Genomic DNA, 25,823 nt, shown 5'->3' with positions numbered 1-25,823 from the left:
GGTTATTAACGCTCGCGGAAGGCTTCTTTCGCCTTAAGTACCGGCTTCAGCAGGTAATCAAGGATGGTTTTCTCGCCGGTGCGGATTTCCACCGTGGCCACCATGCCGGGAATGATCGGCAGATCTTTATTGCCTGCGTGCAGCGTGCTTTTATCGGTGAGGATCAACACGCGGTAAGTGTCATCCGGGCGGCCGGAAGCGGCTTTCTGATCGTCTTTCAGCGTATCCGGACTGATGTATTCCACATGGCCATCCAGTCCACCGTAGATGGCGAAGTCGTAGGCGGTGATTTTCACTTTGGCCGGCAGCCCCGGACGCAGGAAGGCGACATCAGAAGGACGGATTTTCCCCTCCACCAGCAGTTGCTCTTCCAGCGGCACGATTTCCAGGATGTGCTCACCGGGCTGAATGACGCCGCCGATGGTGTTGACGCGCACGTTTTTCACCGTGCCGCGCACCGGTGCGGTAATGGTGGTGCGCTCGACCACGTCCGCGCGGCCAATCAGGTTTTCGCTTACCTGGCTGAGCTCCAGCTCCAGCCGCGCCAGTTCGGTGTTGGCATCAGACTGGTAACGGTTACGCCGCTCGACAATCTGCGCCTGGATGTCGTTCGCCTGGCGCTGCATGCGCAGCAGTTCAACCTCAGACAGTAATCCTTTCGCCGCCAGCGGCTCCGCCAGGCGAATTTCACGCATCGACAGGGCATAGCTGCGCTGCAGTGAGTTAATGCTGTCGTTCAGCGCGCGCTTGCGTGATTCATAGGCTTTGGTCTCCTGCGCAACCACGGCGGGATCGCTCTGCACTTGCTCGTCAAACGTCAGCGGCTGCGCGTAGGCTTCGGCACGCAGACGCGCAATGCTGCCCTTCAGGCCAATCACCCTGCTCAGCGCCTCACGATAGCTTGATTGCGCACGCGTCGGATCGATTTTCAGCAGGACGTCGCCCCGGTTGACCACCGTGCCTTCACGCACGTTCATTTCGGCGAGAATGCCACCTTCCAGACTCTGAATCACCTGCTCGCGGCTGCGGGAAATCACTTTTCCGTCGCCTTTGGTGATCTCCTCTACCCGCGCATAGTTTGCCCAGGTGAGACCGATGCCAATCACCGCGATGATGATCCACATCACCAGTTTCGATCCCGGCGTGGTTTGCGACAGCAGAGAAGCCTGCACGTCATTCATGAATTCGGCATCCGCAGCGGAGAGATTTTTGCTGCGGCTGCGCCATGGCATTAACTTGATCATACTGCGGCCTCCTCTGCCGCGGCGACGGCGGGCTCTGACGTTGCCGAAGCATCGTTAGCCGGCGCAGGTGCGCGCGCCGCCTGCTCTACCGCCTGACGCGGCGGCTGGCGGGTTTTACCTTTACCTTCCAGCGCGGCCAGCACCTGCTCTTTCGGGCCATCCGCGACAATTTTTCCTTCCTCAACCACGATGATGCGGTCGACCAGCGCCAGAATTGACGGACGATGCGTCACGACGATCAGCGTGTGGCCTTCGCTGGCGCGACGCAGATGGGCGAGGAACTGGCTTTCGGTCATGCTGTCCATGGCGCTGGTCGGTTCATCCATCAGCAGCACTTTAGGCCGCGTCAGCAGAGTTCGCGCCAGCGACACTAACTGACGCTGACCGCCCGACAGCCCTTCACCGCCCTCACCGACCGACAGGTTGATGCCGCTCGGATGGCGCGCCGCCACGTGATCGAGACCGGTCAGATTCAGCACGCGCAGCAGTTCATTCGCGGTGGCATCCGGCCGGCCAATCATCACGTTCTCGCGCAGCGTGCCGTAGAACAGGCGCGCATCCTGGCTGACGAAGCCCACCGCTTTGCGCCAGTCGGCCGGATCGATCTGGTTAACATCGAGTCCGTCAGCGGAAATCTGCCCTTTCACCGGCTGATACAGACGCGCCATCACGCGTAACAGCGTCGATTTACCGCTGCCGATGCGGCCAAGAATCGCCACGCGCTCACCGGCCTTGATGGTCAGCGAGATGTCTTTGAGGATTTCCGGATTGGGCTTCATCGGCGGTGCCGGATAGGAGAAGCTGACATTGCTCAGCGAGATCTCGCCGGTCAGCGGCGGATCGGTCAGGTAGGTTTTGCTGCTGTCGCGATCGACCGGCATCTCCATCAGCTTATTCAGCGAGGTCAGCGCCGCTTTGGCCTGCTGATAACGCACCGCCAGACCAATCACCTGACCCAGCGGGCCGGTGGCGCGGCTGGCCAGCATCACGGTGGCGATCATCGCACCCATGGTGAAGGTGCCGGCGTTGATCAGATAAACCCCGGCCACCACCAGCATCACGGTCTGAAACTGCTGCAGAAAGGTCACCACGCCGGTTGCCAGCGTCGAATAGCGTTTTGACTTCATTGAGTTAGCCGACTGCAGCGCGCTGAAGTTCTCCCAGCGGCGCTGCATATGCGCCTCACCACCCACGGCTTTCAGCGTTTCCATGCCTTCAACCGACTCAATCAGCACGCCCTGTTTCAGCGACGCATCGCGCAGGTTCTCCTTCATGATGCGCGCCAGCGGCCACTGAATCGCGGCGCTGACGATGATGATCAGCGGGATCATCATCAACGGAATAATCGCCAGCGGACCGCTGATAAAGAAGATCACGCCGACGAACATCAGGATAAACGGCAGATCCGAAATCGCCGCCAGCGTCGCCGAGGCAACAAAATCGCGCACCGATTCGTATTCACGGATCTGGTTGGCGAAAGTGCCTGATGAGGCCGGTTTGTGCTCCATCTGGATCGACAACGCCTGACGGAACAGCATGCTGCCCAGCACCAGGTCGGCCTTTTTGCCCGCCATGTCCAGCAGATGTGCCCGCACAAAGCGGGTAATGGCTTCGAAGATCATGGCGATGGTGACGCCAATCGCCAGCGACCACAGCGTAACAAACGCCTGGTTCGGCACCACGCGATCGTAGACGTTCATGGTGAAGAAGATGCTGGAGAGTGCCAGTACGTTGATCAGCACGGCGGCAATGGCGGCGCTGCGGTAGTAACGGCGGTAGCGCCACAGGGTGCTGAACAGCCAGTGACCTTTGACCTCCGGCAGCATTTCACTGGCGCGCTCATCCAGTACCGCCGCCGGTTTCGCCATCACCGCAAAGCCGGCGTAAATCTCGTTGAGCTCCGCCAGGCTCATCTCCACCGCTTTATCACTCACCTCCGGCATGATCAGCTGGAAACGCAGCTCGCGCTGATTCTCCTCATTGGTGTGAATGCGCCGCGACAGCACAATGCAGCCGCCGCCGTTCTGCCGCAGCAGAATCATCGGCATCAATTGCTCCGGCAGATCCTGCAGGCGGCGTTCGACCATGCCGCCGGTAATGCCAGCGTTCTCCAGGGCGGTCATCGCCTGTGACGGCGACAGCAGCGTCGCTTTTGGCAGGCCGGCGACCAGCGCCTCTTCACTCTTCTCGCGTTTGTAGTGTTTGCAAATCCACGCCACGCTTTTTAACAGCGTGTCATCCACGGTGGTTTCGATACGAGCAACAGAACGCGCATCCTGCTCCACGGCATTCTGCTTCTGGTCCATCATTTCCCGACTCCTGTAAACCTGACAAAAAACGGTGGACGCATCGTCCACCGCAGACTTTTCTTTGAATTGGGAAAATTCTGACAGAAGGCAGCTTTCAGGCCGTCCAAGACTTGTCTCAAACGGTGGAGAATATTTGTGAATAAAGCGGAGAAAGCCCGATTGAATGCGGTCTGGCGACCGATCGATTGCAGAATAATCGCGGCGCTGTTGAGCGCTGTCCTGGGCGTGTTATCTTAGCTGCTCGCTTTACTGCAACCGGACAAAGAGCAATGGCAAAACAGCGGGTAGGTATCGTATTTGGCGGCAAGTCGGCCGAACATGAAGTGTCGTTACAGTCGGCCAGAAATATTCTTGAGGCGATCGATAAAAACAAATACGACGTGGTGCTGCTGGGGATCGACAAACAGGGCGAGTGGCATCTCAATGACGCTTCAGGCTTTCTGCTCAACGCCGACAATCCGGCGCTGATTGCCCTGAACCGCTCCGGTGAAAACGTGGCGCTGGTGCCCGGCAGCCGCGCGGAACAGCTGATTACGCGGCAGCAGGCGCAGCCGCTGTCGCAGCTGGATGTCATCTTCCCGATTGTGCACGGCACGCTGGGCGAAGATGGCTCGCTGCAGGGACTGCTGCGCATGGCCAATCTGCCGTTTGTCGGGTCGGATGTGCTGGGTTCCGCGGTCAGCATGGACAAAGATTTCACCAAACGCCTGCTGCGCGATGCCGGCCTGAAAGTGGCGCCGTGGCTAAGCGTCACCCAGACGCAGCGCGCGACGCTGGATGTGCAGGCGGTGATCGCGCGCTTTGGCCTGCCGCTGTTTATCAAGCCAGCCAATCAGGGATCATCCGTTGGGGTGAGCAAAGTGACGCAGCCGGACGAATTCGACGCAGCGCTGGATCTGGCGTTCCGCTTTGACCGCAAGGTGCTGATTGAACAGGGCATCAGCGGCCGTGAGATTGAGTGCGCGGTGCTGGGTAACGAGGCGCCAGAAGCCAGCCCGTGCGGTGAAATTGTGGTGCACGACGCCTTCTACTCGTATGACACCAAATATATCAGCGAGAGCGGCGCGCAGGTGGTGGTCCCGGCTGACATCAGTGCGGAAGCCAGCGAGGCCATTCGGGCTGTAGCGATTACCGCGTTCCAGGCGCTGGAGTGCTTTGGCATGGCGCGCGTCGATGTGTTCCTCACCGAAACGGGCGACATTATTGTCAACGAAGTGAATACTTTACCCGGCTTCACCAACATCAGCATGTATCCCAAACTGTGGCAGGCGGCCGGCCTGAGCTACAGCGATCTGATTACCCGCCTGATTGAGCTGGCGCAGCAGCGGCATCAGCAATCCAGCCAGCTGAAAAGCAGCGTGTAACCTGCGATGGCGTGGCTCAGGCCACGTCATGCGCCATGCTGCGCGGCGCGATTGCCGGTGAGGTCTGATTGCGGCCGTTGCGCTTGGCAACGTAAAGGTGTTTATCAGCCGCTGACACCAGCCGGTTGATTACCCCCGGCCATTCACGTTCGTTAACCGCACCGCCGCGCGCCAGGCCGAGGCTGACCGTCACGGTCACGGTGTTGCCCTGAATCCAGAACTTCTCTTTCACCATTGCCTGACGAATCACTTCGGCCAGCTGAAACAGCTGGCTGTGGGTGTAATCAAATACCACCACCACGAACTCTTCGCCGCCAAAGCGGCACACCAGGCCGCGACTGCCGACCACGTGCTGAATACGGCGCGCAATCTCCTCCAGCACGCCATCGCCGGCATCATGGCCGAAATTGTCATTAATGGCTTTGAAGTAGTCGACATCCAGCATAATCACGCCGGCTTCACGCTGCAGGGAAAACGGCTGCTGGCGCAGGTTTTCATACAGGCCGGAGCGCGACAGTAGCTGGGTGAGGAAATCGTAATTGGCGCGCAATGCCAGGCGATGGTTAAGCTGGCGAATGGCGTCCATGCTCACCGCCACCAGCAGCGGGCTGAGCGCCACGGTGGCCACGCCCAGCCGTGCAGAAGTGAGATGGCTGATGGGCAGCAGCGAATCATCGCCCTGAATATTCATCACGCCGTGCGAGACCAGCACGATCTCGGTGATGCCGGTGAACAGAATCACCAGGCTGGTGATCGGAATCGGCAGAACAATGGCACACCAGATCAGCGCCGGTACCGGGAAGGTCAGACTGCCCGCGCCACCAATCAGCGCCCCCACCGTGAGCGACAGCGCCACGGCGAGCAGCGGCAGCAGCCTGGCCGGGTGCACCAGCGTCCGCAGCGGCACGCTGCGCAGCGGACGCGTCAGCATCACCGGCAGCAGCATCAGCGAGGTGGAGAACTGCTCGCTGAACCAGTCGGCCCACGCCACCACAAAGCGCGCGTTGAAGTCGATATCCTGCGCCCACGCACCCCAGGTGGCGCAGGCTGCTGCACCGAGCAGGCACGCCGGAAAGATGCGCATGGCGTTGAACACCTGGCTGTTTGCAGTTGGCGATTGCAGATGCTTAATCAGCATGCTGACTGACACCAGAATAAACAGGATATTGGCAAAATTAATCGTCACCGCTGGCAGTGCCCAGCCGGAAAAAACCGTATCGTTGAAAATCATGGCGGCAAAACACACCAGATAACTGGAGGTGGTGTGTAAAAACGGGTTGCGCACCATTAAACCGGCGATGAGGGCATTCACCGGCCAGAACAGGGAAAACTCTTCGGGAATACGCAGGTGGCTGCCAATAAAGCAGAAGAACAGCGTAATAAGACACAGCGAAAGAGCATTCTTTTTAACATTATTCTCTTCAAACAGCTTAACGCGCATACGTCTGAACCCTGTAACCTGAAATCGCTGCCATCCGTCGCTGGCATCAGCAATCATTTAACCTGAAAAATCCGTGCGATAATTCGCTAATTAACCCGGTATTCGTCGCCCTGCTCTGCGACTGAGCGGCGCTCACTCTGCCATGAAAGCCAGAGACGAGCTACCAGCCCCGCCGGCAGCATGTGAAACAGGCAGGCGCAGTGAGCGGCAATTATGCCGTATAAATAAAAAAATCGGATATCCGGGATATCCGATTCTGGCGAAAAAAACTGCATGACTGCGCGCGGGAACGTTATTTCACCGCCACCGGCCACTGGCTCAGCCGGATGCCGCGCTCACCGGCGCTATCCCCGAAATCCTGCAGCACCGCTTTCACGTCCGGATCCATATACTCGGCGTTATCGTGATCGACAATCACCACGCTATTTTCCGGGATCTCCGCCAGCAGCCCCTGCAACTTCGGGTTGTGCATAAAGGTCAGGTTTTGCTGAAAGCGCAGCACGTAATGGTCGTCATAGCGGGTAAGTTGCAGCGCGTTGCGATGGCTTTGGTAGATGCTGCACAGAATCTGCGTCGCGATACCGATACCAATCCCGGCCAGCATGCCAAACACAATGATACCGCCGATGGTGGCAAGAAACGGCACGTACTGCTGCGCGCCCATGCGAATCTGTTCGACGAACAGGCGCGGCGTTGCCAGCTTATAGCCGGTATACAGCAGCACCGCCGCCAGGCTGGCGAGCGGAATCGCGTTAAGCAGAGCGCTGAACCACAAGCCACAAATCAGCAGCAGCACGCCGTGCAGCAGAATCGACAGTTTGGTTTGGGCACCCACGCTGACGTTGACCGAACTGCGCACAATCACCGCGGTAATGGGCATCGCCCCGAGCAAGCCGGCGGTCAGGTTACCGATGCCCTGCGCGAACATCTCTTTATTCGGTGACGGCGCCGGGTGCTGCGGACGCAGTTTTTTCAGCGCCTCCTGGCTGAGCAGCGTTTCAAGGCTGGCCACCAGCGCCAGCGTAATCGCTACCACCCACACCGACGGATTCTGCCACGCCAGCCAGTCAGGAGTTTCCAGCTCCGCCACCAGCGCCGACATACTGTCAAACGCCGGCAGTACGATACGCGGCAGGCCTTCGCCGAGGCTGGGAAACAGGCGATCGCCTAACACCGTGGCGAGGCAGCCAAACAGCACCGCCACCAGCGGGCCGGGGATCCAGCTCAGCGCTTTAACCGCTTTGATCGCGGGCGTGGTCCACAGCCACAGAATCAGCAGCCCGCTACCGGCCACCAGCATCGCGCTGAGCGAAAACGCAAACTCCCCGCTGACCAGCGACTGCAGACCGGCATCGCTCGCGGCGCCCAGCGCTACCGGAATCTGCTGCATAATCAACAGCAGGCCAATGGCCGCCAGCATCCCTTTGATGACACTGCCCGGCACCAGCGAGATAAAACGACCGGCGCGCAGCAGGCCGAGCATGCACTGCAGCACGCCAGCCAGAATCAGCGCAGTGAGAAACGCGGAAAAGCTGCCGAGCGTCTGGATTGAGGCCACAACAATGGTCACCAGCCCCGCCGCCGGGCCGCTCACGGCAAAGCGCGAGGGACTGAGCGCGGTAACCAGCAGACCGCCGATCACCCCGGTGAGCAGACCGGCAAAGGGCGGCAGACCGCTGGCCTGCGCGATGCCCAGACACAGTGGCAGCGCCACCAGAAACACCACCAGACCAGCAGGAATATCCTGACGAAGCGTTTGCAGATTCATGATGAGGGTTCCTCTGACGATTGCTGTATTAACTCTTTCAGATGGCCGGACTGCAGGTCATAAACGCAGCCAAATACATCCAGCTGCTGTCCGGCCTGCCAGGCCTGTTGCACCGGCTCGCAGCGCACCAGCTGGCTAAACTGGGCGATGACATTGGCTTCAACCAGCTGGTTAAGCTTACTGCTCTCCTCTTCCTGCGCGGGACTGGCGTGATAGGCCACTAATCCCTGCTGCAACGCGCGGCGCAGCGCGGCAATGCGCCTGGCGAGCGCCGAATCCTCCTGCGCTAACGGGCTGGCAGGCAGACCCAGCGCCGCCTGCACGCCGCCGCAACCGTAGTGGCCGCACAGCACAATGCGCTCGACGCCGAGATAAAAAATCGCGTACTGCAGCACGCTGAGAAAGTTGTCATCGTCCGGTAGCACCATATTGGCGATGTTGCGGTGCACGAATAGCTCGCCCGGATGCGAGCCGGTCAGCACTTCTGCCGGTACGCGACTGTCGGAACAGCCAATCCACAGGGAGTGGGGTTTCTGCTGATGCAGATATTGTTCAAAGTAATCGGGATTACGCTCGCGGCGCTGGAGTGCCCAACTGCGATTTTTCGCTAATAAGGGTTTAAGGGTCGTCACAATTATCTTCTCTCTGTATCCGCAAATAGCGCTTCCGGGCAAATAAATGCATGGCGCAGCACGGTTTTAGCGTTCTGTGGCAGGTGAATACGGCGCTTTCTCACAGAAATTGGTTATAGACGCTTATGAATTGATTTGCACCATGAATATTTCAGCCCGGCAGAAGAAGCGACCTTATGTAAAATAAGTGTCAGCAAATGTCATGACAAAGTAAGTTAATGCAAGTGACGCAATCAGCAGGAATTTCATTAAAAATAAATATAATCAGTCTATTAATATGATTTTTTAAAACGCATTTCGGATGCACTGACAAATATATACACGTAAAACTTTTGCGTCTTTATGCTGGTATGGTGGATTACGCTTTGCTCGCTGAGAAAAATCCTAATTACTAAATTTATGAATAGTGTTATCCGCTGGTTTTAACGTTATTTGCGATGATATTTCACTGAAGGCGGCGGAAGGATTAAGTAAGAGATCGGGAAAATGATAAGCAGAATAATAATTACAAAGAAACGTAAATATCACTGGCGCTGACCGCCTGCGATAAGCGCCCGCCAGGACAGGCGCTATTTCGCTTGACGAATTATTTACCGTTCCAGGCTTTCATGCGGGATTCACGCACCTGCAGCTGCTGTTCCGGGGTTAACTTATTGTAGTTTTCAGCCATGCCGCTCTCCCAGTCGCCGTACAGTGGATTTGGCAGCACAATGAACTGGGTGCCAAAACGCTGATGGTTGAGCGTGACAAACTGCTGGCGCTGCGCGTTGCCCTGATGCCAGGTGGCACCGCCGAAGTCATTCAGGTTATCGCCGATATACAGCACCACGTTGTAGCCGGCATTTTTAATTGCGTCGAAACGCGCCTGTTTATTGGAGTTGCCGGTACTGAGACGCACCGTTTTGTCGCTTACACCGCTGAAGCCCAGCTTGTTGAGGTTATCGACCGTGGCCGCGTAGTCTTTCTGATCGCGGTTAGAGACATAGAACATGGTGCCGCCGTGGCTATTCACGTAGTTGGCAAATTCGACGGCACCGGGCACCGCGGTCGCCTGACGCGCCTGCGTCCACGCTGACCAGGTTTTACCGGAGAACGGCTGGCCATTTTTTGCCTGCCACGCGCTGTAGGCGCTGTTATCGATCATGGTTTCATCCAGATCTACAATCACCGCTTTGGGTTTGCCGGTGAGCGAAGGAGCGTTATCAAACGCCATGCGTGCCGTGTTGAACGCCTGCCAGCTCAGCGCCTGATACTCGCCAGACTGCTGGAACCAGTTGACTGCCAGCACCGACTGCTGACCAAGTTGCTGCTGAGCCTGCTGTTTTTGCGGTTGGGCACAGCCGGTGAGCGTCAGGGCAATCAGGCCTGCCGCGGCCAGCCAGGAGGTGTTTTTCATCATGTCGTCCTTAAGTGATTATGGTCAGTTTTTGTAAAGCTTTAAAAATGTAGCAGTTAACGTAAGCTGTGGGCAGAGGAAAACCGGGGTCAGGTCACAGGAGACACTTATGGATAATCGCGGGCCGCGCTCGGCGCTGCTGGAGAGTCAACGCTGGCTGGAGTATGCCTTTCAGCCTGCCGGTCAGCCGGCACCGGCCGCTGCGGCGTACGGACAGCAGCGGCACAGCGCAAAAGTGGTGCTGGCCGGACAAAACCGGCCGCCGAAAAGTTGTGAATCCGATGGAGTGATCAGTGACGATCATCAGCCGGTTGCGGTTTACACCGCTGACTGTTTGCCGGTGCTGTTTGCCGATGTGAAAACGCATCAGGTGGCGGCGGTACATGCCGGCTTGCAGGGTACGCTCGGCGGCGTGCTGAGCAGTGCCCTCGATCAACTGCTGGCGGGTGGCGCAACGCCGGCATCCCTGCTGGTGGCGATCGGTCCGGCGATCGGCCCGTGCTGCTATGAGCTGGGCGTCGATCGCATCGCACAGATGCAGCAGCGCCCGGACCTGCCGGCGCTAAGCTGGTCACAGCAACAGCCGCATAATCCGCAGGCAATCCGACCTCAGGCACAGGCGCATCATCAGGGAGTATGGTTTGATTTGCCTCAACTGGCGCAGGACCTGTTGTTACAGCGCGGCATTCCGGCGGCGCAGATTGATCGCGTGGCGGTATGTACTTATTGCATGGCGGAGGCGGGTTCGAGCTATCGCTATAACACCCATTTTGACAGCGGCTATCAGTCACGTTTCTCGTGGATTCGCCGCCGCGCGTAAGCACGCTTCACCTCCCTGTGAAGCGCGGGCCTTAGTGAATGATGGCGTTGAGCGCCAGCACACCGGCGAGGCCGAGGATGGAGATCAGCGTTTCCATTACCGTCCAGGTTTTCAGGGTTTCCACCACGCTCAGGTTGAAATAGCCTTTGAACAGCCAGAAACCCGGATCGTTCACGTGCGAGGCGATCACGCTGCCTGAACCAACCGCCAGCACCATCAGCGCCGGATCGGTATGGGTAGCGGCAATGATCGGCGTTACGATGCCGGCGGTGGTGATCGCTGCGACGGTGGCCGATCCCAGCGCGATGCGCAGCATTGCCGCCACCGTCCAGCACATCAGCAGCGGTGACAGCGACGATCCTTTCATCAGATCGGCGATGTAATTACCGACACCGCTATCCACCAGCACCTGCTTAAAGGCGCCGCCGCCGGCAATGATAAAGACGATCATGGCGATGGCGGCAATCGAATCGCCACACATATCCATCACCTGCTCCATTTTGCGCCCGTTACGCAGACCGAGGGTGAACACCGCAATTACCACGGCGATAAACAGCGCCACCGCCGGGTTGCCGATAAATTCAAAGAACTGGCGCAGCGCATTCTCTTTCGGCATCGTCAGTTCGCAGACTGCCGCAATCGCCATCAGCACTACCGGAATCACTGCAGCAAAGATGCTGATAAAGAAGCCCGGCATCTCCTCTTCGGTGAAAATTTTAGGGTTATACAGCCCTTCCGGCGGCGACTTTTCGAAGCTTTTGAGGAATTTTGAGAAGATCGGGCCGGCAATGATCACCGTCGGGATGGTAATGATTAAGCCGTACAGCAGCGTGGTGCCGAGATTGGCACCAAAGATGGTGGCAATGGCGGTTGGGCCGGGATGCGGCGGCAGGAAGCAGTGTGTGACCGACAGCGCTGCCACCATCGGCACGCCGACGTACAGCAGCGGCAGTCCGGCTGCCGCAACGATGGTGAACACCAGCGGCAGCAACAGCACAAAACCGACTTCATAGAACATCGCCAGACCGACGATCAGTCCGGTGACCACCAGCGCCCACTGCAGCCGCTGTTTACCGAACGCGGCAATCAGCGTGGTGGCCACCCGCTGGGCAGCGCCGGTATCGGACACCAGCCGCCCGAGCATGGCACCAAAGCCGAGGATCATCGCCAGGCCGCCGAGCGTGGAACCAATACCTTTCTGAATCGAGGCCATCACATTGAGCGGCGTCATGCCTTCGGCGATACCTACCACCGCCGAGACAAACACCAGCGCAATGAAGCCGTTGACCTTGAAGACAATCATCAGAACCAGCAGCAGTATCACACCCAGCACAATTATGGTTATTGGCATTTTTTATTATCCTTAGGAAGACAGAGGGGTGTTTAAGGTTTAGGCGCGCGCCGGCAATTACGCCAGCCGCGCCACGGCATTACACGGCGACGCGCATACCGCCATCAACAAACAGCAGATGGCCATTGACGAAATCAGATGCGCCCGACGCCAGGAACACCGCCGCGCCAATCAGCTCTTCCGGCTTGCCCCAGCGCGCAGCCGGCGTACGTTTGGTCAGCCAGCCGGTGAAGGCCGGATCGTCAGCCAGCGTCTGGGTCATCTCGGTGACGAAATAGCCCGGCGCAATGGCGTTAACCTGAATATTGTGGCGCGCCAGCTCCACGCACATGCCGCGCGTCAGCATGGTGACCGCGCCCTTGGAGGCGGCATACGGCGTGATGGTGTCGCGCCCCAGTTCGCTCTGCATCGAGCCGATGTTGATGATTTTTCCGCGCTGACGCTGCACCATTCTTTTCGCCACGGTTTGTGACACCAGAAACACCGCTGTCTGGTTGACGGCAATCACGTCGTTCCAGTCCTGCTCGGGAAACTCGAGAAACGGCCGGCGGCGCTGAATGCCGGCATTGTTCACCAGGATATCAATCGCGCCCCACTGACTTTCAATCTCCTCCACCGCCTGCTGAACCTGCGCCGACTGCGTGACGTCAAAGGCCTTCGCCCGCGCGAGATAACCCAGCTCGCGCAGTTTCGCCGCGCCCTGCTCTGCGCCGCCCTCGGTGGTGGCGTTGATGATCACTTCCGCACCCGCCTCCGCCAGACCGCGCGCCAGCAGAAAACCGATGCCGCGCGCCGAACCGGTGAGCAGCACGCGCTTGTCCGCCAGGGAAAATAACTGACTCATACTGACTCCTTAAAACGTTAGCTGGACTTTCGCCGCCCGGGTTTTATCACCGGCAAACTGCAGTGCCGCGTCGATATCCTGTAAGTCATATTCTCCGCTGAACAGCGGCAGCGGATTGACCACGCCGCGTGCCAGCCAGTCAACCGCCGTATTGAACTCGTGGGTGAAACGGAAAGAACCGACCAGATTGATCTCTTTGGCGATCAGCGTCATCAGCGGGAAATCCGGAATGGTGCCGCCCATGCCAACCTGCACCAGCGTGCCTTTGGCGCATACCACGTCGAGACAGCGCTGCAGCGAAGACGGATGGCCGGAAGCCTCGAAAGCGGCATCGAAGAAGCCTTTATCTGCAAGGTAAGGCGTGAAATCACCGTCAGCAGCGTGGATCACCCCGGTCGCGCCCATCTGCTGCGCCAGGCTAAGCGAGCGTTCGCTGATATCGCTGCAAATAATCTCGGCAGCTCCGCGGGCTTTGGCAGCGGCGGCAATCAGACAGCCAATCGGCCCGACGCCGGAAATGAACACGGTTTTGCCGCTCAGATCGCCCGCCTGCTGCGTGGCGTGGATGCACACGGCCAGCGGTTCAGCAAACACCATTACGCTGTCATCGGCCTCCTGTGGAAACGGCACGCACTGCGCGCTATCGACCACCTTGTATTGCGTGAAGCCGCCATCCACGTGTGGCAGATACATGGCGCTGCCGAAAAAGCGCATTGAGGTGCACTGATTTTGCTGCTCGCGCAGGCAGTATTTACAGCTGCCGCACGGCTTTGAGGGATTGACCGCCACTTTCTGGTTGGGCTGGAGCTGCGGATCGTCGCTCTCCACCACGTAGCCGATCACTTCATGGCCGAGGATCATCGGCATCTTCACCTCGAAGCTGCCGACTTTACCTTCCTGATAGTAGTGCAGATCGGACCCGCAGATGCCGCCGCGCGTGATGCGCACCAGCGTGCCGGTGCCGTCCCACAGCACCTGTTGCTGTGCGACGCTGACCTGTTTTTTGCCGGTAATGACGCAGGATTGCGTTTCAATGTTCATCGTAGCCCCTTCAGTGCTGTAGCAATGGGGGCTATCACAGCGGGATACGGCCGGCGAAACTGTGACAAACATCACTCAAAACGATGTTACAAAACGGCTGTTACCGGGAACGTGACGCAGAGAGGCGGAAAAGCAGACGGCGGCCATCCCTGACCGCCTTAAAGAAGGATTAGCTGCCCGACATCAGGTCGTGGCTGTATTTGAACAATTCCGAATCCGAGCGCAGGCCGAGCTTTTTCAGCGCCGACTGCTTTTGTCCGCTCACGGTTTTGCGGCTGCGTTTAAACTTCACGGCAATTTGCGACACGCTGAGCCCATCCAGAAAACAGCGCACCACTTCTACTTCGCGCGGACTAAGGGTTTTGACCTTCTCGTACATATTGCCTTTGCTGGAGAGATCGAGGTTTTCGTTGATGGCGTCTTCATTCATCACGTAGAGGTTTTCCACCTCGTACGCCACTTCCTGCGACAGGAATAGCCGCCCCTGCGCCACCTGACGAATCGCCTGGACGATCTCCTGCATATTGTGGCTTTTTCCAATAAAGCCCTTAACGCCGGCGCTCAGCACCATTTTGACAATCGCCGGACTCTCCATGGACGATGAGATCAAAATCTTTTGCTGCGGATAGTGATTTCGCAGCTGTTTCACCAGGGCCAGGCCATCCAGTTCACGCTCGCCCAGCAAAAAATCCAGCACCAGCACATCCACCGTGGTGCTGCGCAGCTGACTAAACAGTTCATTACTTGAAGACCAGGTCCCGACCAGATGAATATCGGGTTCGTGTTTCAGGCATAACTCGAAAACGGTACGAACCATCGGGTGATCATCAAGGACAGCGACACGCACCTGTTTATTATGTGCATATACCATTCTTTTATTCCTTTATTACAGTCTCAATTTTGTCCAGTACTGATAACCACACCAGTGAAAATGACCTGAAAGTATGCGCTGACCGCTGCAGAGAAAATCGCCTGCAATGGTTTAAACCAAACGTCACCAGGTTAACAAAAATTAGAATTTTTCTTACGCGTTTAACTTATTACCGCTAATTAAAAGGTAGTTTTACCGGATGAATGGACAGCAGCGGTTAGCGGCCCCGGAAAAACTGCGAAAATTCTGACGTAACTCTGCGAAAGGACCACATAAGAATTGTCTTGAAAGGTCATTTTATGGATAAACCGTTGAAATTTTTGAAATCAAAGAAAAAGCAACATCTAAAAAAAACTGCAAATGTTAATAATAAGTTAAACATTCGAGAATGGTCGCAAAATATCATTAATGCGGCTTTAAATCAGGCAGGCGGGAAAAATCTCTTTATACTCCTTTTCCCTTATCGGCATTAATGACTTTATTTTCTTCAGGAACGCACGGTGTTTAATCCTGTTAATTTCATCCGTCTGGCGGGCGTGGTCCTGTTTATTTTTTTTGGCGGCGCGCTGCAGGCGGAGGTCAAACCTTTGCAGCTTTTAGCACGTTACGATACCGCACAGCCCGCGCTGCAGCTGGCGGAGCCCATCTCTTCAGCCTTTCGAAATAAAGTGATTAAAGTCGCGGTGGCCGGTAAATCACAGCCACCGATATATATGGATACCGATACGCGCCGCTTCGAAGGCCTGAGCGCCGATTACCTGTCGCTGATTCAAAGCATGCTGGAGACCAGCATTGAGCTTTATCACTTCCCCAGTCATAGCGCCGCGCAGCAGGCGGTGCTGAAAGGCGAAATGCATATGCTGGCGATTTACGTCGCCCAGCCGTCGTCACAGTCGCAGCCGCTGCTGGCCAGCGCCCCGTGGATGCTGGATTACAGCGTGATGGGACTGAAGACCGACAGCGACCTTTTTCTCAATAACGGCATGCCCGAGCAAATTGCCTGGTCAGGCACGCCGCTGCAGCGCCAGTACCTGGAAGAGACATACGAAAACGCGCAGCTGGTGCGTTTCCCGGGCTACTATGATGCCGTCGCCGCCACCGTTTATGGTCAGACGGCGCGCGTCTGGGGAAATGCGGCGACGCTGACGCACCTCAACCGCTATCTGTTTGCCAACGCGCTTACTATTCTGGCCGATGAGCATACGATTCCGCTCAACGTCGGTTTCGGCATCAGTCCGCTGTATCCTGCGCTAGCCGACGCCATCAACCAGGCGCTGCCGCAGATTCCGCTGTCTATCCGCATGCAGATTGCCAAACGCTGGCAGCTCGATCCCCATCATGTACTGCAACGCAATCCACTGGCGCTGACCGCCGACGAAGAGCAGTGGCTGCAAAACAACATTCACATCGAGACCACCTTGCCGCTGGCGCAGGCACCGCTCAGCAGCCGGACGCCAGCAGAGCAGTTTCGCGGCATGGCGCCGGACGTACTGGAGCTGATCACCAGCCAGACCGGCCTGAATTTTGTGGCGCACGCCAGTCATGAACACCCCGGCGGACGTCCTTTGCCAAAGCTGTTTCCGCTGGAAATTCTGGAGCCACAGTTCGAAGCGCAGTCGCCTCTGATTACGCGTCCGTGGCTGGTTTCGCATTGGGTGATCATCCGCAATCAGCAGCCGCGAAACATTATGGCGCGCGACACCTTTCCGTTTGGTTCGGCGCTGATGCTAAAAAATTCGCTAATGAAAAGCTGGCTGCAGGAGCACTATCCGCACCTGTCGGTCAGCGATACCGATCGTCCGCTGGATGCGCTGCGCCAGCTGCTGGCGCGCAAGGTCGATGCGGTGATCGTGCCGAAAATTTTTGCCGACTATCATCTGCGCAACCATTTTGGCAGCGGGCTGATCGTCGAGGGTACGCTGGGCGCCGATCCCGCGCGCTTTGTGATGCGCGTAGAGCCAGGCAATGAGACGCTGATCAGCATTCTCGATAAAGCGCTGCTGGCCATCCCGCCGGAAACGCTGTTTAAGCTGATGGCGCAGTGGCGTCAGGCGGAACCGCCGTTTCTCAGTAGCTCGTGGCAGAACTATAAGCAAACGATTCTGCTGATCGTTTCGGTATCGCTGGGATTGATTCTGCTGATCCTGCTGTGGAACCACCATCTGCGCAAAGTGATTCAGCAGCGTATGCAGGCCGAGAATGCGCTGAAAAATCAGCTCAATTTTACCCACACGCTGTTTAATGACTCGCCGGTGGCGATGTACATCCGCGATAAGCAAACGCGGCTGGTGGATTGTAACAATGCCTATCTGCGCTTTTTGCACATCAAACGCGACGAGGTAATCGGCAAACGACTGTCGGACGTGTTCAACACCAATAACGCCAGCATTCATACCATTGAAGATGGTTACCAGCAGACGCTGCTGGATGGTGAAGCGGTAATGCGCGACGTCCAGCTGATGTTTGGCCAGCAGGCCTTCCATCTGTATCACTGGACGCTGCCGTTTCGCGATCGGCTGGGGGAAGTTGCCGGGGTGATCGGCGGCTGGGTCGATGTCACCGAACGTAACGCGCTGCTGCAGGAGCTGCAGCTGGCCAAGGACACCGCAGACAAAGCCAACCGCTCCAAAAGTGAGTTTCTCGCCAGCATGAGCCATGAGATCCGCACGCCGCTGCACGCCATCATTGGTCTGCTGGAGCTGGAAACCCGCTCGCAGCCGTGTGAGACGCTGTCAGAGAATATTCGCGTCGCCTACAGCTCGGCGCGCGCGCTGCTGTCGCTGATCGGCGATATCCTCGATCTGTCGAAGATCGAATCAGGCCAGTATCAACCCACGCCGGAAACCGTTTACCTGCCGGATGTTATCGATCAGGCGGTGACGCTGTTTCGCAACAAAGCCGAAAGCAAAGGGATCGATCTGCGCGTGGAAATGGACATCGCGGCCTACTGGGTACAGACCGATCCGCTGATGATCAACCAGATCCTGTCTAACCTGTTGAGTAACGCCATTAAATTTACCGATCGCGGCAGCGTAACCGTGGTGCTGATGCAGGGGATTGGCCAGGAAGAGGAAGGTTGTGAGTTCGTCATAGAAGTGAGCGATGACGGCTGCGGCATGACCGAGGAGCAGCAGCAGGCGATTTTTGAGCCATTTGTCCAGGTCGGGGAACGTCAGCAGCAGCAGATTGGCACCGGTCTTGGCCTGAGCATCTGCCGCAATCTGGCAGAGCTGCTGGATGGCGAACTGATTGTGGAGAGTACGCCAGGTGAAGGATCGGTGTTCTCCTTCTACTTCCGCGCGCCGGCCGGCGAACCGCGCGATCAAACCCAACCGCATCTGTCACAGCCGCTGGTCACCGACAAGCTGTCAGTGCTGGTGATTGATGATCATGCGCCCAATCGCCTGCTGCTGGGTAAACAGCTGGAGCTGGCGGGCCATCAGGTGGTGGTGAGCGAAAGCGCCGTCGAAGCGCTGAAACTGTGGCAGCAGGATCCGCTGCGCTTTGACCTGATCATTACCGACTGCAATATGCCCGGTATGAACGGGTTTGAATTTGCCCAGGCGCTGCGCCAACATGAACGCCACCATCATCTGCCGCCGATCACGCTATACGGCCTGACCGCCTCCGCCGAGCAGCACATCATGCAGCGCTGCCTGCAGGCTGGCATGAACGACTGTCTGTTCAAGCCGCTTAATCTGGATACGTTGCTGGCGCAAATCACCCACTGTCCGCGCCGCACGCCAAACGTGCCTGACAGCGAGGCTGCAGCAGCCGTGACCGGGCAACCTGTTGCTGATACCGCCGTCGCCGCGCTGCCGGCCCCTGTGGCGGTTCCGACTTTTGCGCCGCTGCTGATGCAGCTGGCTGAGCGCGATCCTGCCAGCTGCATCACCCTGCTGGAAAGTATTCGCACCAGCCACGATGAATTGCTGGCGGCACTGCAGCAAACCACTGATGCCCACGCGCTGTCACAGCTTGGCCATAAGCTGAAAGGCGGTGCCAGCATTCTTAACGCCAGCGCGCTGATGGAGCTGGGGCGCAAGCTGGAGAAACACCAGCAGGAAGGACACGATGTCGCGCAGCTGATTGCCGCCATCGCGTGCGAAATTAACGCCGTCAATGAAACATTAATTATCTTTGAACAATATCGGCTGAAAAATCAGCAGGTTTTATAAAAACATAATCTTATCAAGACATTTCTCGGTTCGCCGGGATAAGCCGCCAGACATAATGTCCGCCAGCGCCATCATATCGGTGTCGTAAAAGGGAGATCTATGTTTAATGCAAAAATTCTCATCGTTGATGAGCATCGCCTTGTTGCGGCTGGGGTGCAGGCTTTATTATTAATGAATGGCTTTAATTGTGTCACTACAGCAAACACAATTAATGATGGTATTGACGATGTTATTCATCAGCACATCGACATCCTGATTTTAGATCCTGATTTTAAAGAGAAAAATGGCATCGCCTTTTTACGCGATATCGTAAAATCTAAAACCTGGATGAAAGTCATTCTGCTCAGTCAGAGCAGTAACAATCACCTGCTTATACAATCGCTTAGTCAGGGCGCTAACGGCTTCGTGTCGAAATACGATCCGATTCAGACGCTGATCGCTGCCATTGGCTGCGTATTTAACAATGTAAATTATCTGCCCGGCGATATTCTTGACCGGCGCCAGCGCTATGTGAATGAACAGGATATGTTGTCGCGCCTGACCGAGCGGGAAACGCTTATTTTACGTCAGCTGGCGCAGGGAAAATCCAATAAAATCATTGCCTGTGAATTAGGATTAAATAACAAAACTATCAGTACTTATAAAACTAAGATTTTTCAAAAGCTCGAATCAAAGAATCTGGTCGATATTATCGAACTGGCACGGCGAAATGGTGCCTGCTGAAGCCAAAATCAAGACCAGTCTTGCGGATTAATTCGACTGAGGCATGGCATCATCACCTCGTCCTCACCCGGGATTGTTATAGAGATTGAGTCATACAGGAATTTATAACCACAGAGCTAATTTATTAGCCCAATCTTCATGCCATTACAGGGCGCGCAGGTTTCTTCCCGTGCCTGGCGAAAGTGGTCCGATACTTTCGTCTGCGACTTGCCGCCCTGCTTTTTTTTGATGTTTCTCACAGGCTGAGCGCCGCAAATTTCCAGCCCGCACTTTTCCCGCTAGAGTTCACTCATCCGACCACTCACTGAGTAAGTGATCATGACTGAGCGTTATCCGCATCTGTTTGCCCCGCTTGATCTGGGCTTTACGCAACTGAAAAACCGTTTCCTGATGGGCTCAATGCACACCGGTCTGGAGGAGCATGCCGATGGCGCACAGCGCCTCGCCGCCTTCTACGCCGAGCGCGCCCGGGAAGGCGTTGCGCTGATTGTGACCGGCGGCATCGCGCCGAATGCGCAGGGTGTGGTGGCGCAGGGCGGAGCCATGCTCACAAACGAAACCCAGTGCGGCTGGCACCGCCAGATAACCGATGCAGTACATGCACAGGGGGGCAAAATTGCGCTGCAGATCCTGCACGCCGGGCGCTACAGTTATCAGCGCGATCTGGTGGCGCCCTCGGCGCTACAGGCGCCCATCAACCCGTTTACACCGCAGGCACTGAGTGAAGCGCAGATTGAACAAACCATCGCGGATTTCGCGCGCTGCGCCCGGCTGGCGCAGCAGGCCGGTTACGACGGCGTCGAAATCATGGGTTCCGAAGGCTACCTGATTAATCAGTTCCTGGTCGCCCATACCAATCAGCGCGACGACGGCTGGGGCGGTGATGTGGCGCGGCGGCAGCGCTTTGCACTGGAAGTGACGCAGGCGGTGCGCGCCGCCGTCGGTGATGCCTTTATTATTATTTTTCGCCTGTCGATGCTCGACCTGGTGAATAACGGCAGCTCGCTGCAGGAGACGCTGCAGCTTGCCACGGCGCTGGAGCAGCGCGGCGTGACGCTGTTCAACAGCGGCATTGGCTGGCATGAAGCCCGCATTCCCACCATTGCCACCTGCGTGCCGCGTGCCGGTTTCGCCTGGGTCACGCAGCATCTGCGCCAGCACGTCAGCGTACCGGTTATCGCTACCAACCGTATTAATCATCCTCAGGTGGCGGAAGAGATTGTGCGCGACGGTATTGCCGACATGGTGTCGATGGCGCGGCCATTTCTTGCCGATGCCGCGTTTGTCAGCAAAGCGCAGGCGGGCCAGCCCGACGCCATCAATACCTGCATCGCCTGTAATCAGGCCTGTCTCGATCAAATCTTTGCCGGTAAGGTCACTTCCTGCCTGGTCAATCCGCGCGCCTGTCATGAAACGCTGATGCCGGTCATCGCCGCCGCGCAGCCAAAACGGCTGGCGGTGGTGGGTGCCGGTCCGGCCGGTATGGCGTTCGCGCTGCAGGCGGCGCAGCGCGCCCATCGCGTCACCCTGTACGAAGCCGATGCGCAGATAGGCGGCCAGTTCAATATTGCCCGCCAGATCCCCGGCAAGGCGGAGTTCAGCGAAACGCTGCGCTATTTCCGCCATCAGCTGGCAGCCGCAGGCGTTGAGCTGTGCCTGAATCATCGCGTCAGCGCCGACGAACTGGAACAGGCGGATGAAGTTATCATCGCGACCGGCATCACACCGCGCCAGCTGGCGATTCCGGGCATCGATCACCCCAGCGTGCTGAGCTATCTCGAGGTGATACGCGACAAAAAACCGGTTGGCCGGCGCGTGGCGATTATCGGTGCCGGCGGCATTGGTTTCGACACCGCGGAGTTTCTGCTGCAGCACGCCGGTCGCGAGGAAGACTTCTACCAAAACTGGGGCATCGATCGCAGCCTTCAGGCGCGCGGCGGTTTAATGCGTCCACAGCCGGCTCCTGCCGACCGCCAGATCTGGCTGCTGCAGCGTAAATCCGGCAAACCGGGCGCCGGGCTGGCGAAAACCACCGGCTGGATCCATCGCGCCAGCCTGCAGGCGCACGGCGTGCAGATGTGGGGCGATGTCGAGTATCTGAAGATTGATAATGACGGGCTGCACCTGCGCCATCAGGGGGAAGCGCTGACGCTGGCGGTAGATAACATCGTGGTTTGCGCCGGTCAGGAACCGCTGCGTACGCTGGCGCAGGCGCTGGCCGCACGCGGCAAAGCCGTGCGGCTGATCGGCGGTGCCGACGTCGCGCAGGAGCTGGATGCACGGCGCGCCATCGCTCAGGCCACTGAGCTGGCGCTCAGCCTGTGATTAACGCAGCTTGACCGAACGCAGCACCACAAATTTGGCGTTAGAGGCCACCAGCTCGCAGTTGCCAAACAGCTTCTTCATTTTCTGATGATAGCCAAGGTGGCGGTTGCCGACGATGCGCAGCTCGCCGCCATACTGCAGGCAGCGTTTGGCGTCACGCAGCATCTGCCACGCCAGGTGGTCGGTGACCGCGTGCTGCTGATGGAACGGCGGATTGCACAGCACCGCATGCAGCCGGTCCGACGGAAAACCGCTCAGCACGTTGTTAACCCGAAACTGGCAGCGCGCCAGATCCTGTGGCCGGTTCAGCTCAACGTTGAGCTGGCTGGAAGCCACCGCCATGTAAGATTCATCGACGAACAGCACCTCGGCCTGCGGATTCTGTTCCAGCGCCTGCAGGCCAATCACGCCGTTACCGCAGCCGAGATCGACGATTTCGCCCTCAATATCGTGCGGCAGGTGTTGCAGAAAGAAGCGCGCGCCAATATCCAGCGCCGCGCGGGCGAACACATTGGCGTGATTGTGGATGTGATACGGCGTCTCGTCGAGCGGCCACACGGTGGTCGCCGGCACGTCCGCCAGCGCCGGGGCGCTGAAATGGCTGTAAATCAGACGCGCTTTTTTCCACGCCAGCGAGGTTTTGCTCTCACCGAGAATGCGTTCAAACAGCTGCAGCGTGGAATTATGGATATCTTTGGCTTTACCGGCCGCCAGAATCAGGGTATCCGGCGTGACGACCGTCCGCAACGCGCGCAGCTGGTGCTCAAGCAGCGCCAGCGCTTTGGGCAGCTTAATCAGTACCGCCGCCGGGGCAGCCGGCAACGGCGCCAGGCTATCAAGAAAGTGTACCGACGCTTCATCCAGACCGTTGAGACGCAGATTCTGCCGGGCGGCCTGCTGGCTGAGCCACGAGTCGCTGACGTGCCAGATTTCCCGATCGTTCAGCCCGCAGGTCAGCGCGCCAAAGCTGTCATTGAATACCAGCACCGGGCCTGCCGGCAGCGCCTGCTGCAGCAAATATTCATCTGCGGCGTCCCACGCCTGTAGCGGGCTCTCTTCGCGCATCGGCGGGAAGCGCTGAAGCGTCAGCGTGCGATCGGTCAGTTCAAGTTGGCTCATGGAATCTCCGGCGTGGTACACTTTGCGCGATTTTCGCCCTGAAAAGGGGGCGCAGTATACTGTCTTTCGTCGGGAATCCCAATGTCATTAATCTATCTGCAGGGTTACCCTGAAAACATCCTCGAACAGGTGCAAGTGCTGATTGATAATCAGCGATTAGCCGCCTTTTTGCAGCAGCGCTATCCCGATACGCACGACGTCGTCAGCGACCGCGCGCTTTATGACTACACGCAGGCGCTGAAAAACCGCTATATGCGCAGCGCGCCGCCGGTGAGCAAGGTCATCTGGGATAATAAAATCAAAGTGATGAAGCATGCGCTTGGCCTGCACACCGCCATTTCCCGCGTGCAGGGCGGTAACCTGAAAGCCAAGGCCGAAATTCGCATCTCGACCTTTTTCCGCCTCGCGCCGGAACCCTTTCTGCGCATGATCGTGGTACACGAACTGGCGCACCTGAAAGAGAAAGATCACAGCAAAGCGTTTTATCAGCTGTGCTGCCACATGGAACCGGACTACCACCAGCTGGAGTTCGACGCGCGCCTGTGGATGACCGAACAGGCGCTGCGCGGCAACGCAGCCTAAAGAAACTCCTGCGCTTTCTGGATCAGACTGGTTTTGGTCAATGCGCCAAGGAAGCGACGCTCCTGCGCATTATTCAGCACCGGTAAACGCTCCAGCGTCACGCGCGCAAACGCCTCCCAGCCTTCACGCATGCTCTGGTGCTGGTAAATGCAGGGGAAATTATCATCCATCACGCTGCTGACCGGCGAATCCAGCGTGATCTCCTGTGCCAGCACTTTGCGCGAAATGTCATGAATTGATACTACGCCAAGAAACTGACCGGCCTGATTAATGACGTAGACGTAGCGCTCGCGCTTGAGCGAACTCACCGCCAGCGCCTGCCCGACCGATTCCGCCGGCTGCAGCGCCGCGCCGGGGATGATCAGCTGATCAACCCGCATATTATCAAAATCATATTTCGCTTCTGAACGATTAAGGTGATGGCTTACCACCGGATAGGTGCTGGCGGACTGCAGCCGGTAGACCAGCATTGACGCCAGTACCGAGGCGATCATCAGTGGGAACAGCAGGCTGCTGTTAAGCGTCATCTCCAGCACCATCAGCATCGCCATCAGCGGCGCCTGACTGACCGCCGCCAGCACCGCCGCCATGCCCACCGCCGCATATAGCAGCGTATTGCCCACCGGCAGATGCAGCAGCACGCCAGTCTGCGCCAGCGCCACGCCGAGCAGCGCACCAATCAATAATGAGGGCGTGAACAGGCCGCCTACCGCGTTGGAGCCGACCGAGAGCGTGGTCGCCAGCATTTTCAGCACCAGCAGGCCGAGCAAACCGGCCAGCAGATAGTTGCCTTCAATGATTTTCACGATCACTTCATAGCCGTTACCAAGGATATCGGTGGAGATCAGCGCCAGTAAGCCAACCGCAAAGCCACCTGCGCCCAGCCTGAGCGGCAGCGAGCGCACGCGGCTGAACAACGCTTTGCTGCGTGCAATCAGCTTGATTAACAGCCAGGCCGCCACGCCCGCAGCAAAACCAATGATTACCGTCATCAGCAGGCTGGTGAGATCCATTTGAAACAGCGTGTCGGAGAGCGGATAGAGCGCGCTGCGAAAGCCCAGTGACCACATGGTCATCACCGCCACTGCCGAGGCGATAATCAGCGGAATCAGCCGCTGTAGCGCAGAGATACCAAACGCAATTTCCGCGACAAAAATCGCCGACGCCAGCGGGGCGTGATACACCGACGACAGACCGGCGGCGGCGGCCATCGCGACGATGTCGCTGTTGCGCATATTGAGGGACGCTGGCAGCCAGCGCCCCAGCAGGCTGCCGCTCAGCGCCGACAACTGCACCATCGGCCCCTCTTTACCAATCGACGCCCCGCTGCCGATACTGGCAATCGACGACAGTGCGCGAAACAGCGAGGTTTTGGTGGGCACCGCATCCAGCCGCGCGTTAATCACTTCAAGGTAATCGGTTTTCACCGTCTCCTGCTGCTCAATCGCCACCGCGTAGCGCAGGAACCAGCCGGCCAGCAGCCCGCCCGCCCCCACCAGCATCGGCCAGAAGATCCACGGCCAGACGTGCATCGCGACCGTGATTTCGCTGTCGCTGTGAAACAGCAGATGATTGATGAGATCGATGATGCCGCGAAACGCCAGCGTGACCAGCGAGGCCACCAGGCCCACCGGAATGGCGATCAGCAGTGTGGTCCAGTTCAGTGCGTGTTTGCTTCCGCTCACCCGGCGTCCCCGCATGTCGGTTAAAAAAGGGTTTAGCATCATCATATTGGAATGCGGATCGCAGGATCAAATTTCGCCTGCCTGCGCCGCCAGGGAACATGCTACTCTGCCGCTTTCAGAGTGCAGGAGA

At 57.7% G+C, this 25,823-nt stretch carries 19 protein-coding genes; 7 read left to right on the top strand and 12 right to left on the bottom strand.

Annotated features, from left to right (window positions below; all coding sequences use genetic code 11):
• Positions 1-5 precede the first annotated feature (5 nt).
• Together AC6I7J_RS02550 and AC6I7J_RS02545 are read right to left on the bottom strand one after the other, a co-directional pair.
• The gene (locus tag AC6I7J_RS02550) at positions 6-1,244 is read right to left on the bottom strand and encodes an HlyD family type I secretion periplasmic adaptor subunit (RefSeq protein WP_498006676.1); all 1,239 of its coding nucleotides are present in this window, start codon (positions 1,242-1,244) and stop codon (positions 6-8) included.
• Positions 1,241-3,553 carry a type I secretion system permease/ATPase gene (locus AC6I7J_RS02545; protein ID WP_021509682.1) on the bottom strand — a complete coding sequence of 771 codons (2,313 nt, stop codon included), beginning with the start codon at positions 3,551-3,553 and terminating at the stop codon, positions 1,241-1,243. The genes AC6I7J_RS02550 and AC6I7J_RS02545 overlap by 4 nt, the downstream gene beginning before the upstream one ends.
• A 269-nt stretch (positions 3,554-3,822) precedes the next feature.
• Between AC6I7J_RS02545 and ddlA the strand changes: the two genes are divergently transcribed.
• Entirely contained in the window at positions 3,823-4,917 is a 1,095-nt protein-coding gene (gene ddlA / locus AC6I7J_RS02540; RefSeq protein ID WP_498006674.1) for a D-alanine--D-alanine ligase, read from the top strand.
• Positions 4,918-4,933: 16 nt separating this feature from the next.
• Here the strand turns inward: ddlA and AC6I7J_RS02535 are convergent, their stop codons facing one another.
• From AC6I7J_RS02535 to AC6I7J_RS02520, 4 genes are all read right to left on the bottom strand, one after another.
• Positions 4,934-6,358, bottom strand: a complete 1,425-nt coding sequence (locus tag AC6I7J_RS02535) for a GGDEF domain-containing protein (protein ID WP_058776404.1) — start codon at positions 6,356-6,358, stop codon at positions 4,934-4,936.
• Between the two features lie 292 nt (positions 6,359-6,650).
• Entirely contained in the window at positions 6,651-8,120 is a 1,470-nt protein-coding gene (locus tag AC6I7J_RS02530; RefSeq protein WP_104188445.1) for a SulP family inorganic anion transporter, read from the bottom strand.
• A gap of 2 nt (positions 8,121-8,122) precedes the next feature.
• Entirely contained in the window at positions 8,123-8,764 is a 642-nt protein-coding gene (locus AC6I7J_RS02525) for a carbonic anhydrase (protein WP_166712184.1), read from the bottom strand.
• A gap of 580 nt (positions 8,765-9,344) precedes the next feature.
• Positions 9,345-10,154 carry a 5'-nucleotidase, lipoprotein e(P4) family gene (locus AC6I7J_RS02520; protein WP_058771313.1) on the bottom strand — a complete coding sequence of 270 codons (810 nt, stop codon included), beginning with the start codon at positions 10,152-10,154 and terminating at the stop codon, positions 9,345-9,347.
• Between the two features lie 109 nt (positions 10,155-10,263).
• On the opposite strand from AC6I7J_RS02520, the gene AC6I7J_RS02515 reads away from it, so the two are divergent.
• Positions 10,264-10,974: a purine nucleoside phosphorylase YfiH/LACC1 family protein gene (locus AC6I7J_RS02515; protein ID WP_166720117.1), complete on the top strand. Its 711-nt coding sequence runs from the start codon at positions 10,264-10,266 to the stop codon at positions 10,972-10,974.
• A 31-nt stretch (positions 10,975-11,005) separates the two neighbouring features.
• On the opposite strand, the gene AC6I7J_RS02510 is transcribed toward AC6I7J_RS02515, so the two are convergent.
• From AC6I7J_RS02510 to AC6I7J_RS02495, 4 genes are all read right to left on the bottom strand, one after another.
• Positions 11,006-12,325 carry a gluconate:H+ symporter gene (locus tag AC6I7J_RS02510; RefSeq protein WP_058771315.1) on the bottom strand — a complete coding sequence of 440 codons (1,320 nt, stop codon included), beginning with the start codon at positions 12,323-12,325 and terminating at the stop codon, positions 11,006-11,008.
• A 79-nt stretch (positions 12,326-12,404) separates the two neighbouring features.
• Positions 12,405-13,169 (bottom strand): gluconate 5-dehydrogenase, encoded by a 765-nt coding sequence (idnO, locus tag AC6I7J_RS02505; protein ID WP_498006671.1) that lies wholly within the window; start codon positions 13,167-13,169, stop codon positions 12,405-12,407.
• A gap of 9 nt (positions 13,170-13,178) precedes the next feature.
• Entirely contained in the window at positions 13,179-14,210 is a 1,032-nt protein-coding gene (gene idnD / locus AC6I7J_RS02500) for an L-idonate 5-dehydrogenase (protein WP_498006669.1), read from the bottom strand.
• Positions 14,211-14,379: 169 nt separating this feature from the next.
• On the bottom strand, positions 14,380-15,081 hold the full coding sequence (locus AC6I7J_RS02495) for a response regulator (RefSeq protein WP_058759838.1): 702 nt from the start codon (positions 15,079-15,081) through the stop codon (positions 14,380-14,382).
• A 299-nt stretch (positions 15,082-15,380) separates the two neighbouring features.
• Here AC6I7J_RS02495 and AC6I7J_RS02490 point away from each other — a divergent pair, with 299 nt between their 5' ends.
• The 4 genes from AC6I7J_RS02490 (at position 15,381) to AC6I7J_RS02475 (ending at position 22,307) form a co-directional block, all read left to right on the top strand.
• Positions 15,381-15,554 carry a hypothetical protein gene (locus AC6I7J_RS02490; protein ID WP_498006667.1) on the top strand — a complete coding sequence of 58 codons (174 nt, stop codon included), beginning with the start codon at positions 15,381-15,383 and terminating at the stop codon, positions 15,552-15,554.
• A 27-nt stretch (positions 15,555-15,581) separates the two neighbouring features.
• Complete coding sequence (locus AC6I7J_RS02485; protein WP_498006665.1) at positions 15,582-19,259, top strand: ATP-binding protein; 3,678 nt, start codon at positions 15,582-15,584, stop codon at positions 19,257-19,259.
• A gap of 99 nt (positions 19,260-19,358) precedes the next feature.
• Positions 19,359-19,982 carry a response regulator transcription factor gene (locus AC6I7J_RS02480; RefSeq protein ID WP_021509694.1) on the top strand — a complete coding sequence of 208 codons (624 nt, stop codon included), beginning with the start codon at positions 19,359-19,361 and terminating at the stop codon, positions 19,980-19,982.
• A 318-nt stretch (positions 19,983-20,300) separates the two neighbouring features.
• Entirely contained in the window at positions 20,301-22,307 is a 2,007-nt protein-coding gene (locus tag AC6I7J_RS02475; RefSeq protein WP_498006662.1) for a 2,4-dienoyl-CoA reductase FMN-binding domain-containing protein, read from the top strand.
• On the opposite strand, the gene rlmG is transcribed toward AC6I7J_RS02475, so the two are convergent.
• The gene (gene rlmG, locus AC6I7J_RS02470) at positions 22,308-23,426 is read right to left on the bottom strand and encodes a 23S rRNA (guanine(1835)-N(2))-methyltransferase RlmG (protein ID WP_058771320.1); all 1,119 of its coding nucleotides are present in this window, start codon (positions 23,424-23,426) and stop codon (positions 22,308-22,310) included. It abuts the gene before it with no gap.
• Between the two features lie 81 nt (positions 23,427-23,507).
• On the opposite strand from rlmG, the gene AC6I7J_RS02465 reads away from it, so the two are divergent.
• Entirely contained in the window at positions 23,508-24,008 is a 501-nt protein-coding gene (locus tag AC6I7J_RS02465; protein WP_021509697.1) for a M48 family metallopeptidase, read from the top strand.
• Here AC6I7J_RS02465 and AC6I7J_RS02460 read toward each other — a convergent pair.
• On the bottom strand, positions 24,005-25,693 hold the full coding sequence (locus tag AC6I7J_RS02460) for a chloride channel protein (protein ID WP_498006660.1): 1,689 nt from the start codon (positions 25,691-25,693) through the stop codon (positions 24,005-24,007). The genes AC6I7J_RS02465 and AC6I7J_RS02460 overlap by 4 nt on opposite strands.
• Positions 25,694-25,823: the final 130 nt, after the last annotated feature.

Source organism: Type-C symbiont of Plautia stali, from assembly GCF_059730935.1.
The sequence above is the reverse complement of the archived record's forward strand: the minus strand, read 5'-3'. Positions and strand labels throughout refer to the sequence as shown.